General features: G+C 68.6%; 14 protein-coding genes and 1 riboswitch. Of the genes, 8 read left to right on the forward strand and 6 right to left on the reverse strand.

What is annotated here, in order from left to right:
* Positions 1 to 4: 4 nt before the first annotated feature.
* From BST10_RS07635 to BST10_RS07645, 3 genes are read left to right on the forward strand one after another with little or no spacing between them, the layout of a single operon-like run.
* Positions 5 to 454, forward strand: a complete 450-nt coding sequence (locus BST10_RS07635) for a fluoride efflux transporter FluC (RefSeq protein ID WP_083037292.1) — start codon at positions 5 to 7, stop codon at positions 452 to 454.
* Positions 451 to 801: a DUF190 domain-containing protein gene (locus tag BST10_RS07640; protein WP_083037293.1), complete on the forward strand. Its 351-nt coding sequence runs from the start codon at positions 451 to 453 to the stop codon at positions 799 to 801. The genes BST10_RS07635 and BST10_RS07640 overlap by 4 nt, the downstream gene beginning before the upstream one ends.
* The gene (locus BST10_RS07645) at positions 798 to 1,160 is read left to right on the forward strand and encodes a fluoride efflux transporter FluC (RefSeq protein WP_083037294.1); all 363 of its coding nucleotides are present in this window, start codon (positions 798 to 800) and stop codon (positions 1,158 to 1,160) included. Before BST10_RS07640 ends, BST10_RS07645 begins: the two co-directional genes overlap by 4 nt.
* Before the next feature lies 1 nt (position 1,161).
* On the opposite strand, the gene BST10_RS07650 is transcribed toward BST10_RS07645, so the two are convergent.
* Both BST10_RS07650 and BST10_RS23515 read right to left on the reverse strand, forming a co-directional pair.
* Positions 1,162 to 2,205 (reverse strand): PPE family protein, encoded by a 1,044-nt coding sequence (locus BST10_RS07650; RefSeq protein WP_371869076.1) that lies wholly within the window; start codon positions 2,203 to 2,205, stop codon positions 1,162 to 1,164.
* 15 nt (positions 2,206 to 2,220) lie between these two features.
* Positions 2,221 to 3,252, reverse strand: coding sequence for a PPE family protein (locus BST10_RS23515; RefSeq protein WP_083037295.1), 1,032 nt, complete (start codon positions 3,250 to 3,252; stop codon positions 2,221 to 2,223).
* Between the two features lie 27 nt (positions 3,253 to 3,279).
* Positions 3,280 to 3,341, reverse strand: a riboswitch (Fluoride riboswitch).
* A gap of 96 nt (positions 3,342 to 3,437) precedes the next feature.
* On the opposite strand from BST10_RS23515, the gene BST10_RS07660 reads away from it, so the two are divergent.
* Complete coding sequence (locus BST10_RS07660) at positions 3,438 to 4,649, forward strand: acyl-CoA dehydrogenase family protein (protein ID WP_083037296.1); 1,212 nt, start codon at positions 3,438 to 3,440, stop codon at positions 4,647 to 4,649.
* 5 nt (positions 4,650 to 4,654) lie between these two features.
* Here BST10_RS07660 and BST10_RS07665 read toward each other — a convergent pair whose 3' ends face one another.
* A complete protein-coding gene (locus BST10_RS07665; protein WP_083037297.1) occupies positions 4,655 to 5,395 on the reverse strand; it encodes an SDR family NAD(P)-dependent oxidoreductase in 741 nt (246 codons plus the stop codon).
* Positions 5,396 to 5,472: 77 nt separating this feature from the next.
* On the opposite strand from BST10_RS07665, the gene BST10_RS07670 reads away from it, so the two are divergent.
* Positions 5,473 to 5,901, forward strand: a complete 429-nt coding sequence (locus BST10_RS07670; protein WP_083037298.1) for an SRPBCC family protein — start codon at positions 5,473 to 5,475, stop codon at positions 5,899 to 5,901.
* A 172-nt stretch (positions 5,902 to 6,073) separates the two neighbouring features.
* Positions 6,074 to 6,991 carry an acyl-ACP desaturase gene (locus tag BST10_RS07675; RefSeq protein ID WP_013827815.1) on the forward strand — a complete coding sequence of 306 codons (918 nt, stop codon included), beginning with the start codon at positions 6,074 to 6,076 and terminating at the stop codon, positions 6,989 to 6,991.
* A gap of 3 nt (positions 6,992 to 6,994) precedes the next feature.
* Here BST10_RS07675 and BST10_RS07680 read toward each other — a convergent pair whose 3' ends face one another.
* Genes BST10_RS07680 through BST10_RS07690 form a run of 3 tightly spaced genes read right to left on the reverse strand, consistent with a single transcriptional unit; the run spans position 6,995 to position 10,109 of the window.
* Positions 6,995 to 8,230, reverse strand: coding sequence for an Nramp family divalent metal transporter (locus tag BST10_RS07680; RefSeq protein ID WP_041317201.1), 1,236 nt, complete (start codon positions 8,228 to 8,230; stop codon positions 6,995 to 6,997).
* The gene (locus tag BST10_RS07685; RefSeq protein WP_083037299.1) at positions 8,230 to 9,306 is read right to left on the reverse strand and encodes an NAD(P)H-dependent amine dehydrogenase family protein; all 1,077 of its coding nucleotides are present in this window, start codon (positions 9,304 to 9,306) and stop codon (positions 8,230 to 8,232) included. The genes BST10_RS07680 and BST10_RS07685 overlap by 1 nt, the downstream gene beginning before the upstream one ends.
* Positions 9,307 to 9,317: 11 nt before the next feature.
* Positions 9,318 to 10,109: an SDR family oxidoreductase gene (locus BST10_RS07690; RefSeq protein WP_083037300.1), complete on the reverse strand. Its 792-nt coding sequence runs from the start codon at positions 10,107 to 10,109 to the stop codon at positions 9,318 to 9,320.
* Between the two features lie 123 nt (positions 10,110 to 10,232).
* Here BST10_RS07690 and BST10_RS07695 point away from each other — a divergent pair, with 123 nt between their 5' ends.
* Together BST10_RS07695 and BST10_RS07700 are read left to right on the forward strand one after the other, a co-directional pair.
* Entirely contained in the window at positions 10,233 to 11,747 is a 1,515-nt protein-coding gene (locus tag BST10_RS07695; RefSeq protein WP_083037301.1) for an HNH endonuclease signature motif containing protein, read from the forward strand.
* Positions 11,748 to 11,793: 46 nt separating this feature from the next.
* Positions 11,794 to 12,399, forward strand: coding sequence for a TetR/AcrR family transcriptional regulator (locus BST10_RS07700; RefSeq protein ID WP_083037302.1), 606 nt, complete (start codon positions 11,794 to 11,796; stop codon positions 12,397 to 12,399).
* Positions 12,400 to 12,421 lie beyond the last annotated feature (22 nt).

The raw sequence follows: 12,421 nt of genomic DNA on the forward strand, positions 1-12,421 counted from the left end.
GGACATGACCGCCGGTTCTGATTTGTTCGTCCGGCACCGGCGGTCTTGGGCAATCCGCGAACAGACGCCGGTGGTCGCCGTCGTCGCTCTCGGCGGCGCCATCGGAGCATCCGCCCGTTACGGCATCGAACTGGCCTGGCCCACTCCGGCTGACGGGTTCCCGTGGGCCACCCTGGCTGTCAACGTGAGCGGGTGCGCGCTGATGGGAGCGCTGATGGTGGCGATCACCGAGCTGTGGGTGGGGCACCGGCTGCTGCGCCCGCTGCTGGGTACCGGGGTGCTGGGCGGCTACACCACGTTCTCCACGTTCGCCGGGGATGTCGACACCCTCGCCGCAGCCGGTCATCCGGTGCGGGCACTGGGTTATCTGATCACCACTCCGGTGCTGGCGCTGATCACCGCCTGGACCGCGGCGGCCCTGACCAGACGTCTGATCATCAGGAGGACATCATGACCCAGCTCAGCGGATCCGCGCTGCGCCTGACGGTGTTCGTCGGCGAAAGCGACACCTGGCATCGCAAGCCGTTGTTCAGTGAGATCGTGCACCGGGCTCGCCGGGCCGGTCTGGCCGGTGCGACGGTGTTTCGCGGCGTGGAGGGTTACGGTGCGTCCTCGGCGATCCACACCACCCGGCTGCTGTCGCTGTCGGAGGATCTGCCGGTATCGGTCATCGTCGTCGACACCGAGGAGCGGATCCGCGCCTTCTTGCCGCAACTCGACGAGCTGGTCACCGAGGGCCTGATCCTGCTCGACGAAGTCGAGGTCGTCCGGCACGTCGGTCGACCCGCCGACCGCACGTGACCTGGCTGCTGGTCATCGCGGGCGCGTCGGTGGGAGCGCCGCTGCGGTACCTGACCGACCGATTCGTCCAAGTCCGCCACAACACCGTATTCCCGTGGGGCACGTTCACGGCCAACGTGCTGGGCAGCCTCATCCTGGGAGCGCTCACCGGTGCGGTCGGCGACGGCCGGCTGCATCTGCTGATCGGCACCGGCCTGTGCGGGGCGCTGACCACGTATTCGACCTTCTCCTACGAGACCCTGCAGCTGGCCGGCGCCGGCGCACGGCTTTACGCGCTGGCCAACCTGGTGCTGACGTTGAGTTGCGGGCTCGGCGCCTACTACGTCGGTAGCGTTGTGGCGCACGCCATCTGGGCGTGACTCAGCCGGCCGCCGGGGACCGGGGAATGACGCTGGAGCGTCGCGCCCTGGTTGCCGCGTTGTTGACGCCGCGCCCGGCCAGGGCGCCCATCATGGCCTCACCGAATGCCCCGGGTGATAACGCCGACGGCGCCGCTGGTGCTGCGGTGGCGAGCCGGGGGCCCGCCGCAGCGGCATTCGTCGCCTCCGCAGCTGCCCAGCCCTGCGGCACCGACAACCCGCCGGCCAGACTCGCCCGGCCGGCCAAAGCCGAAACCGGCGCAGCGGCAATGCTTGCCGTTCCGGGAACCGGTGACGCGAGTGCACCCGCGATGAACGGCCCGATGCCCTGTTGCTCGTCTCGCACCGCATTGACCGCCAGCGCATGGTTGGTGGTCTGGATGGCGATCCCGGAGAACGACGAACTCGTCGTCGATGCCGCCGCGCTGGTCAGCGACGGAACATCCAATGCGATCGAGAGCAGCGTGGGCGGGTCCAGCGGTGCCGCCGGCTGCGCCGCGGCGACCGGTGCCGTCACGGTCGGCGGAGTACCGAACGGTGTCAGCGTTGCCGCGCTCGATGCCGACGCGGCGTAGCTGTGCATCGCGACGGCGTCCCGAGCCCACATCTGCTCGTAATCCGCTTCGGTGGCGGCGATCGCCGGGCTGTTCTGGCCGAAGAAATTGGTGGCGATCAATGTGGTCAGCCGCAGCCGGTTGGCCGCGATCAGCGACGGTGACACGGTGGCCGTCCACGCCGTCTGGAATGCCGCCGCCGCGGCCCTGGCCTGGACGGCCGTCTGCTCGGCTTGCCCGGCGGTCGCGTGTAGCCAGTCCACGTAATGGCCCGCCGCGCCCGCCATCGCCGCAGACGCCGGGCCCCGCCAGCCGTCGGTCGCCAGTTCGGCTATGGCGCACCGGTAGGAGGCGGCCGTGGTGTTCAGTTCGCGGGCCAGTTGCGTCCAGGCGTCGGCCGCTGCCAGCAGCGGACCGCCACCGGGCCCGCTGTACATTCTCGCCGAGTTGATCTCCGGCGGCAGAGCACCGAAATCCATATTGAAGGCCATGGCGGTGGTTCCTTCCTAACCGGCTGCCGGGGAGCGCACGATGATCGGTTTGCTTCTGGTACGCGATGTTTCGGGTCTGTCGCGCGACAGCGGCCCCAGCACCGATTGGCTGAAGACACTGCCGGGGGTATCGACCGGAGTGGCGGTGACGGCCGAGCGCGTCGGCGGCAACCCGGCCGGACGCACTTCGGGTGCACTGGAGAACCAGCACGGCGGCGCCGAGAGCCTGCCGACCAGGCCCGCTCGCCCCCGGGCGGCGGACACCGGAGGTGCGGCGGCCAGGCGCGTCCCCAACGGAGGCAGGAACTGCGGGCGTGTCGTCTGCTGGGCGGCAAGGCGCATGTTGGTGACGTAGATTCCGCGGCCGGAAGTGACTGCGTTGGCCGATGACAGCACGGAGTTGGTCACATTCGGCACATGCTCGAGGATCTGAGCCAGCGGTGACGACAGGGCCGTTTGAACCTGCTGGACCGTGGTCGCGGCCGGGTCGGCTGTCCGCGGCGGCTCACCGAAAGCCGGCAACACCGATGCGAGGGCCGAGGATTCGGCGTAGAGATACATCGCGGTGGCGTCCTGGAGCCACATCTGTGCGTAGTGCGCTTCGGCGGCTGCGATCGCAGCGGTGTTCTGCCCGAAGAAGTTGGAGGCGACCAGCGTCAGCAGCAGGGTCCGGTTGGCGGCGATCACCGGCGGCGGGACCGTCATCGCGAAGGCCAGCTCGTAAGCGGCGGCCGCTGCCCGGGCCTGGGCGGCGACCTCGGCCGCATCGCCGGCCGTCTCGTTCAGCCATGCGGTGAACGGCATCGCTGCGGCCACCATCGCCGACGCCGATGCGCCTCGCCAGGCGATCGTGGTCAGGTCAGCGATGATCGACGCGTAACCGTTTGCAGCAGCGGATAATTCAGCCGCTACTGCATCCCAGGTCGCCGCTGCGCCCAGCAGAGGGGCAGCACCGGCGCCGAGATAAATACGACCGGAATTGATCTCCGGCGCCACAGCGCCGAAATCGAACACTGCTCTGATAGGCGGAATATTGTGGTAACTCATCCGGCGCCGCCTCCCACCACGAATCAAATCGGGGTAGAAGCTATTAGCCGGGTGCGGCGGTTATGGCGAGCTTCATCGCCTATCGGGATGCTACACCGACGGGGCCGGTGAAACGAGGGCAATCGAGGTGCCAGAATCGACCCCGGCGGTGTCTGCGGCGGCCCCACGAACTCCCAGGAGAAACCATGACGTTCTCGATAGAGCTCAGCGATGACGTGATCGAGGTTCGCGACTGGGTGCACCAGTTCGCCGCCGACGTCGTCCGCCCGGCCGCCGCCGAATGGGACGAGCGCGAGGAGACGCCGTGGCCGGTCATCGCCGAGGCGGCCAAGATCGGGCTGTACTCACCGGAGCTGTTCGCCACCCAGGCCGCCGAGCCGAGCGGGATCGGGATGCTGACGGTGTTCGAGGAACTGTTCTGGGGTGACGCCGGCATCGCATTGTCCATTCTGGGAACCGGACTGGCTGCGGCCGCCTTGGCGGGCAACGGAACTCCTGAACAGCTGGGCCGCTGGTTGCCGGAGATGTTCGGCACCGCCGACGAGCCCAAGCTGGGGGCGTTCTGTTCGTCCGAACCTGACGCCGGCTCCGATGTCGGCGCGATCCGCACCCGCGCCCGCTTCGACGAAGCAACCCGTGAGTGGGTGCTGGGCGGCACCAAGACCTGGGCCACCAACGGCGGCATCGCCAACGTGCACATCGTGGTCGCCTCGGTCTACCCCGAGCTCGGCTCGCGTGGTCAGGCCACGTTCGTGATCGGACCTGACACGCCGGGGTTGAGTCAGGGGCAGAAGTTCAAGAAGCACGGCATCCGGGCCTCGCACACCGCCGAGATCGTGCTGGACAACGTCCGGCTGTCCGAGGACATGATCCTGGGTGGTCGGGAGAAGTTCGAGGACCGCGTCGCGCGCGTCAAGTCCGGTGCGTCGGCCGGGGGCCAGGCCGCGATGAAGACCTTCGAGCGTACCCGCCCGACGGTCGGGGCGATGGCTGTCGGGGTGGCACGTGCCGCCTACGAGTACGCCCTGGACTACGCCTGCCAGCGCGAGCAGTTCGGCCGCAAGATCGGCGAGTTCCAGGCCGTCGCTTTCAAGCTGGCCGACATGAAGAGCCGCATCGACGCCGCCCGGCTGCTGGTCTGGCGGGCCGGCTGGATGGCACGCAATAACAAGGCCTTCGACAACGCGGAGGGCTCGATGGCCAAGCTGGTCGCCAGCGAGACCGCGGTCTATGTCACCGACGAGGCGATCCAGATCCTGGGCGGCAACGGTTACACCCGCGATTACCCGGTGGAGCGGATGCACCGCGACGCCAAGATCTTCACCATCTTCGAGGGCACCAGTGAGATCCAGCGGCTGGTCATCGCCCGGGCGCTGACCGGCTTGCCGCTGCGCTGAGCCTGCTACCCGGCCGTCTTGCCGTTGTCGGTCAGGTACACCGCGCCGTGTACCGCGGCCGCGGCGTCGCTGGCCAAAAAGGCGATCACCTCGGCGACGTCACTCGGGGTGCTCATCCCGCGTGGCGAGGCCACCCGCATCACCAGGTTGACGTCGGCGCCCTCGGGAAGCTGGAAGTTCGTCACCTGCGGGGTCAGCATGCCGCCCGGGCACACGGCGTTGACCCGCAGCTTCTCCGCGGTGAACTCCACGGCCAACGCCCGGGTGAGCCCCACGAGGCCGTGCTTGGCCGCGCAGTAGCCCGCCGAGTAGGCCTGCCCCTCCACCCCGGCGATCGAGGCGACGTTGACGATGTTGCCGGCCGTCTCCAGCAGGTGCGGCAGCGCTGCGCGACACAGAAAGAACGGCCCATTGAGGTTGACCGCCAGGTCGTGGGCCCAGTCGTCGTCGGTGACCTCGAGGGTGTGGCGCATCTGGTGGGCTCCGGCGACGTTGACCAAGACGTCGAGCCGGCCGAACTGCTCGACGCACTGGCCTACCGCCGCCGTGCAGGCAGGCGCGGTGCTGATGTCGGTGCTGGCGAAGCGTCCACCGGGCACATCGGCGAACACCGCGGCCAGCCGTTCGGCATCGCGGGCGAGCCCGAACACCGATGCGCCGCGCCGCGCGAACAGCTGCGTCGCGGCCGCACCGAGCCCCGATGAGGCGCCGGTCACCAGTGCGACTTTGCCTGACAGATCGGTCATCCAGAATCCTCGCCTTAGCCTGTCGATATCCGGCGCAACCGTATAACGTCCACAACATTCGGGAAGGAGGCAGCGGCTTGCGCTACGCCCGCACCGTCGATATCGCCGCCCGGCCCGCCGACGTGTGGGCCGTCCTGGCCGATATCGAACGCTGGCCGGACTGGACGGCGTCGATGCGCGAGATCACCCGACTCGACTCCGGTCCACTGCGAGTGGGCAGCACAGCGCGCGTCCAGCAGCCCGCCGGCCGGCCGTTGGTCTTCACCATTACCGAGCTGGTAGACGAGCGGTCCTTCACCTGGACGGCATCGGCGGCGGGAATGCGGTCCACCGGCTACCATGAGCTGACACCGGCCGGTTCCGGTGTTCGGGCGGTCCTGACCTTCGCGCTGACCGGTCCGATGGCCTGGCTGGGCAAGTTGGCCGCGGCCGGACGCATCAGGCGATACGTCGATATGGAGGCCGACGGGCTCAAGCGGGAATCGGAGAATCGCGCCAACAGCTAGCGGCGACCGGTCGGAAGGCCGTCCGCGGTACGCCGAATGCGCCGAAAGCGCGAAATTCGGAGGTTGACATGTGCCAAGCTCCATGTTTACCGTGAATGCCGAACCTACGGAACCGTAGGTTCGGCCGGGGGGCCAATCGACTGCCCGCATGTCGATCCGGGATGGAGCAAACATGACGAACGTCCAGACGGCGCTACTGCACGAGCTGGAGCCGATTGTCGAGCAGAATCTCAACCGCCACCTCAAGGCCGCCAAGCCGTGGCTGCCCCACGACTACGTGCCGTGGAGCAAGGGGCGCGACTTCGCCTTCCTCGGGGGCGAGGACTGGGTTCCCGAAGACTCGCCGCTGGACCCGGTCGCCAAGGCCGCGCTGCTGGTCAACCTGCTGACCGAGGACAACCTGCCGTCCTATCACCGGGAGATCGCCACCCGCTTCGGCCGGGACGGCGCCTGGGGTTCTTGGGTCGGGCAGTGGACCGCCGAGGAGGGCCGCCACAGCATCGCGCTGCGCGACTACCTCGTCGTCACCCGGGGCATCGACCCGGTGAATCTCGAGAACATGCGGATGCAGCACACCATCGCCGGGTACGACTCCGGCGACAAGACCCCGCTGCAGGCGTTGGCGTACGTGTCGTTCCAGGAACTCGCCACCCGGGTGTCGCACCGCAACACCGGCAAGGCCTCGGGCTGCCCGATCGCCGACCAGTTGCTGGCCCGCGTCGCTCTGGACGAGAACCTGCACATGGTGTTCTATCGCAACCTGATGGACGCGGCCCTGGACATCGCGCCGGATGAGGCCATGTGCGCCATCCGCGACGAGGTGCTCGGCTTCTCCATGCCCGGCATGAACATGCCCGGCTTCCAGGAGAACGCCCTGCTCATCGCCAAGGCCGGCATCTACGACCTGCGCATCCACCACGACGACGTGGTGCAGCCGGTGCTGCGGTTCTGGAAGGTCTTCGAGCGCGACGGCTTCGGCCCCGACGGTGAGCAGGCCCGCGAACAGATCGACGGGTTCCTCAAGATGGTCGACGAGCGGGCCACGCACTACGAGGAGAAGGCCAAGGCGCGCGAGAGCGTCTCCGCCTGACGCTCAGCCCGTCCCGGTGACGGTCAGGTAGATCAGCGCCATGTTGAGCACGCCGATCACGACCGTGACGGCCCACCCGAGCGCCGACGTCAGCCGCCGGTTCGCGTCCGCGCCCATCAGTGCGCGGTCGCTGGTGAGCCGGATCAGCGGGACCAGGGCGAACGGGATCCCGAACGAGAGCACCACCTGGGAGATCACCAGTGCTCGAGTGGGATCGATGCCCGCCGCCAGGATCACCAGCGCCGGGATCAACGTGACCAGGCGGCGCAGCAGCAGCGGCACCGACACCCGCAACAGGCCCTGCATGATCATCGCGCCGGCGTAGGCGCCCACCGACGTCGAGGCCAGGCCGGAGGCCAACAGCCCGACCGCGAAGAACAGCGCGACCGTCGGGCCGAGCGCATCGCGTACCGCGGCGTGCGCACCCTCGATCGAGTCGGTGCCCTCGCGCCCGGCCAGGTTCGCGGCGGCCACCAACAGCATGGCCAGGTTCACCGCGCCGGCAAGCAGCATTGCCAGGCCGACATCCCAGCGGGTCACCCGGAGCATGCGCTGCCGCGCTCGCCCGGCTTCCGGGCGCCCGTGCCGGTCACGGGCCAGGCCGGAGTGCAGATACACCGCATGCGGCATGACCGTGGCCCCCAGGATCGCGGTCGCCAACAGCACGCTCTCGGTTCCGTCGAAGCGGGGCACCAGGCCGCCGGCGACGTCGGTCACCGGCGGCGGACCGACCACCAGGCTGGCCAGGAACCCGATCGCGATGACGGCCAACAGCCCGCTGAAGACCTGCTCGAAGGCCCGCGGCCCACGCCGGTCGCCGACGACCAGCAAGGCCATCGACACCGCGCCGGTGATGATCCCGCCCAACATCAACGGCAGGCCGAAGATGAGGTGCAGGGCGATGGCGCCGCCCACCACCTCGGCGAGATCGGTTGCCATGGCGACCAACTCGGCCTGCAGCCAATACGCGATCCGCGTCGGGCGACGGGCAACACTTCCGACCGCCTCAGGCAGCGAGAGCCCGGTCACCAATCCCAGCTTGGCCGAGAGGTACTGCACCAGACCGGCCATCACGTTCGCCGTGACGATCACCCAGACCAGCAGGTACCCGAAGGTCGCACCGGCGCTGACGTTGGCTGCGACATTGCCCGGGTCGACATAGGCGATGGCGGCGACGAACGCCGGCCCGAGCAGATACCAGCCCGGCTGTCGCCGTACCGGCTTGCCCACGCGCGTCATCAAGGACGAGCGTAAAGCCCCCGTCCGGTGACCAGTGGCAGATCCAGGGTGGTCCGGATACCCGGCTCAGCGGCCACCACCGCCGGAACGGCGTTGACGACGCGCATGGCGGTGGCCACCAGCCCGGCGTGGTTGTGGTCGCCGTTGGGGCTGGACAGGCACAGGTCCAGCGCATAGGACGGCTCCCCGGTCACCTCGACGCGGTAGGACCCGCCGGGCTGGGCCGGTTGCGGCCACTCCGGGCACAGGTCGTCGCGCAGCCGGGTGACGTGCTCGAGGACGACCGCCGGATGACCGTCGACCATGCCGCGCACCTCGAATCGCAGCGCAGCCGCAGTGCCTTTCGTGATATCGCCGGCGGAGATGGTGAAGTCCTCCGGTGCGGGCACCCGCACGTGGGACTGCTCGACGGAGTCGAGTTCGAGGCCCAGACCGGCTGCCAGCTGGCGCACCACCGAACCCCACGCCAGACTGAGCACGCCCGGCTGCAGCAGCATCGGCACCTCGTCGATCGGCTGGCCGAACCCCATGACGTCGAACATGACGGCGGGGCTGTCATAGGTGGCGTAATCGACGATCTCCATGCAGCGGATCTGCTGGATGCTCTGACATGTGCCCGCCAGCGCCAGCGGCAGCAGGTCATTGGCGAAGCCCGGGTCGATGCCATTGACGAACAAGCTCGCGTTGCCGGCCTTGGCGGCGTCTTCGAGCGGGGACAGCATCTCGGCGGGCAGCACCTGCCACGGGTATTGCAGGAACACCGCGCTGCTGCCGGCCACGTTGATCCCGGCCGCCAGGATGCGCCGGAAGTCGTCCAGCGCCTCGACGAGCCGGTTGTCGGCCAGCGCGGTATAGACCACGCAGTCGGGTTTGGCGTCGAGTATCTGCTGCAGGTCGGTGGTCGCGGACACCCCGGTCGGCGTGTCCAGGCCGGCCAGCTCGGCGGCGTCTTTGCCGGCCTTGGCGTCCGAGGACACCCACACCCCGGTCAGCTCGAATTCCGGGTTGGTGATCAGTGCTTTCAGGGCGTGGACACCGACATTGCCGGTGCCGATCTGGGCGACGCGAATGGGCATAGCGGTGTCCTCTACAGGTCGGGGATGGGCAGATCGAGGTTCGGGAACGTGATGCCCCCATCGACCTCGAGGATCTTGCCGGTGAGATAACTTCCCGCCGGCGAGGCCAAATAGACTGCGGCGGCCGCGATGTCGGTCGGATCCCCGAGTCGGCGCATCGGAGTGACCTTCTCCATCGGCTCGCGGAGTTCGTCGTTGGAGGCCACCACATCCAGCGCGGAGGTCAAGATCGATCCCGGTGCGATGCCGTTGACGCGGATCTTCGGGCACAGGTCCATGGCGGCCAGCCGGGTGTAGTGGGCCAGCGCGGCCTTGGCGGTTCCGTAGGCGGCGAATCCACGCCCGGCCAGCCGCCCCATCGTCGAGGTGATGTTGATGACCGAGCCGCCGCCGGCGTGTTCCAGCATCAGCGGCGCGGCGGCGGTGGTCAGCGCGTGCGCGGTGACGACGTTGAAGGTCAGCGCGTCCTTGAGGTCTTTGGCCGAGGTGGTCAGCAACATGTTGGGCATGGTGCCGCCGACATTGTTGACGACGATGTCGAGCCTGCCGAAGGCGTCGACGGCCTGGGCGGCCAGCTTGGCGGTCTCTTCGGGGTGGGCCAGGTCGGCGGCGACGATGTGGGCGCGACGCCCGGTGCTTTCGACCTGTTCGGCGACGGTCTCTAGTTGGGATCGGGTACGCGCGGCGATGACGACATCAGCGCCGGCTTCGGCGAACGCTACGGCGATCGCCGCGCCTAGGCCACGGCCGGCGCCGGTGACGACGGCGACCGAGTTATCGAGTCGGAATCTATCGAGGATCACGTAGGCACGCTAACAAGGATCGGCCGGGAGCTGAACCCCTTTTCTGAAACACGTTCTAATTCGGGTGCCGGTCGTCCCGCGGGTGGGGTGCGCGCGTCGCCCGGTTCGGGTACGATCGAACGTATGTTCGATAATGCGTTGCCTGGGCCGGAGTCACTGGCTGATGCCGACGACAACCTGCTGGTGGCAGCCATCGCCGGGTGGTCTCAAGTGGAGGCCGCGGCCTCGGCGCGCCGGCTGGCAGCGATCGGTGAACTGGTCGCGCGGCGCACCCGCGGACGGGACGCTGTGAACCGGTCGCGCTGGTCATGCGACTACTGGGATGCCGCAGCCTCCGAGGTCGGCGCTGCCGAGCAGATCAGCCACGGCATGGCCTCCTCGCAGATGTATCTGGCCACTGCGCTGCGTGAGCGGCTGCCGAAGGTGGCCGCACTGTTTCTCGACGGGGCGATCAACTGCCGGATGGTCGCCACGATCGTCTGGCGCACCACCTTGATCACCAACCCCTACCTGCTGGACGCCGTCGACACCGAGCTTGCCGCGATCGCCACCGGCCTCGGGCCGCTCTCGGCGGCCAAAACCGCTGCGGCCATCGACGCCCTGATCGACCGGTACGACCCCGACGCCATCCGGCGCCAGGAGCGGGAGGCCCGGGGCCGCGACATCGTCGTCGACACCCGCAACAGCGAAAACGGCACCACCGCGCTGTGGGGCCGGCTGTTCGCCACCGACGCCACCGCCCTCGACCGGCGCCTGACCCAGTTGGCCCACACCGTCTGCGACGACGACCCCCGCACCTTGGCCCAGCGCCGCGCCGATGCCCTCGGCGCCTTGGCTGCCGGAGCTGACAGCCTCGCCTGCGCCTGTGGCAACACCGACTGCCCGGCCGGAAACACCGACGCGCGCGCCGGCAACGTCACCGTCTACGTCCTCGCCGAAGAAGCCGCCCTGCGCACTCCGCCCGATCCCCGGTTCGGTAACGGCGAGCCGCAGCAAGATCCCGACCTGGTCGCCGAGCAGCCGCCGACCAACCCGTCGCCCGAGCCCCAGGCACGTCCAGCACGCTCCGGGTACATCATCGGCGGCGGCACGGTACCCGCACCGCTACTGGCCCAGCTCGTCAACAACGGCGCCACCGTCAAACCGCTGCGCGACCCGACCGATCTGCCGGCCGAACCGCACTATCGGCCCTCAACGGCCCTGGCCGCATTTGTCCGGGCCCGCGATCTCAGCTGCCGGTTCCCCGGGTGCGATCAGCCCGCCAGCTACTGCGACGTCGACCATGCCATCGCTTATCCGTTCGGGCCGACCCACCCGGCCGGCCTGCGCTGCCTATGCCGAAAACACCACCTGCTCAAGACGTTTTGGACCGGCCCTGGTGGCTGGCACGATATCCAGCACCCCGACGGCACCGTGGAGTGGACCAGCCCCACCGGCCACACTTACACCACCCGCCCGGGCAGTGCACTCCTCTTCCCCGGCCTGTGCATGCCTATCGGGGCGCCACCGGCAACAACTTCACCAGCATTACCAACCGCGGCCCGCGGCCTGATGATGCCCACCCGCAAGCGCACCCGAATCCAAGACCGCGTCCACCGCATCAACTCCGAACGCGCTCTCAACAAAGCGCCGCCCTGACGTCGCGACTGCGAGCTGAAACCCTCTTTCGAATCGGCGGCGCTCTATGGTTGATGCCGTGAGCCAGAACGTCGACGTTGCCGGCGCCCCAACCTGGTCGCCGCGCGAAGTCGAGCTGTTGGAAGTCACGCTGCAGTTGCTGCAGGAGAACGGCTACGACCGGTTGACGGTGGACGCCGTCGCGGCGAAGGCGCGGGCGAGTAAGGCCACGGCGTACCGGCGCTGGCCGTCGAAGGCCGAACTGGTGTTGGCCGCGTTCACCGAGGGCATCCGCCAGGTCGCCGTCCCGCCCGACACCGGCAGCCTGCGCGGCGATCTGCTGCGACTGGGTGAGCTGGTCTGCGAGCAGACCACGCAGCATGCGGGCACCATCCGCGCAGTGCTGGTCGAGGTGTCGCGAAATCCGGCGCTGAACGAGGTGATGCAGCACCAGTTCGTCGACAAGCGCAAGGCGCTGATGCTCCACATCCTGCGGCAGGCCGTCGATCGCGGCGAGATCGATGCCGCCGCCGTCAACGATGACCTGTGGGACGTGCTGCCCGGATACCTGATCTTCCGGTCTCTGGTGTCGGGCCGGGCGACGACGCCGCGCACGGTGGCGAATCTTGTCGACGAGGTGGTCATCCCGAGCCTGACTCGCGGCACTCGCTGAGGCCCGCCGTCACGAAATCACC

It is taken from the genome of Mycolicibacter algericus DSM 45454, from assembly GCF_002086455.1.
GTDB classification, from domain to species: Bacteria; Actinomycetota; Actinomycetes; order Mycobacteriales; family Mycobacteriaceae; genus Mycobacterium; species Mycobacterium algericum.

What these genes read in the sequence shown, in the direction of transcription:
- BST10_RS07680 (WP_041317201.1), bottom strand. Translation starts at nt 8,230, where the DNA reads ATGACGCGCGTGGGCAAGCCGGTACGGCGACAGCCGGGCTGGTATCTG.
- BST10_RS07700 (WP_083037302.1), top strand. Translation starts at nt 11,794, where the DNA reads ATGGTTGATGCCGTGAGCCAGAACGTCGACGTTGCCGGCGCCCCAACC.
- BST10_RS07685 (WP_083037299.1), bottom strand. Translation starts at nt 9,306, where the DNA reads ATGCCCATTCGCGTCGCCCAGATCGGCACCGGCAATGTCGGTGTCCAC.
- BST10_RS07640 (WP_083037293.1), top strand. Translation starts at nt 451, where the DNA reads ATGACCCAGCTCAGCGGATCCGCGCTGCGCCTGACGGTGTTCGTCGGC.
- BST10_RS07635 (WP_083037292.1), top strand. Translation starts at nt 5, where the DNA reads ATGACCGCCGGTTCTGATTTGTTCGTCCGGCACCGGCGGTCTTGGGCA.
- BST10_RS07660 (WP_083037296.1), top strand. Translation starts at nt 3,438, where the DNA reads ATGACGTTCTCGATAGAGCTCAGCGATGACGTGATCGAGGTTCGCGAC.
- BST10_RS07650 (WP_371869076.1), bottom strand. Translation starts at nt 2,205, where the DNA reads ATGGCCTTCAATATGGATTTCGGTGCTCTGCCGCCGGAGATCAACTCG.
- BST10_RS07665 (WP_083037297.1), bottom strand. Translation starts at nt 5,395, where the DNA reads ATGACCGATCTGTCAGGCAAAGTCGCACTGGTGACCGGCGCCTCATCG.
- BST10_RS07675 (WP_013827815.1), top strand. Translation starts at nt 6,074, where the DNA reads ATGACGAACGTCCAGACGGCGCTACTGCACGAGCTGGAGCCGATTGTC.
- BST10_RS07695 (WP_083037301.1), top strand. Translation starts at nt 10,233, where the DNA reads ATGTTCGATAATGCGTTGCCTGGGCCGGAGTCACTGGCTGATGCCGAC.
- BST10_RS23515 (WP_083037295.1), bottom strand. Translation starts at nt 3,252, where the DNA reads ATGAGTTACCACAATATTCCGCCTATCAGAGCAGTGTTCGATTTCGGC.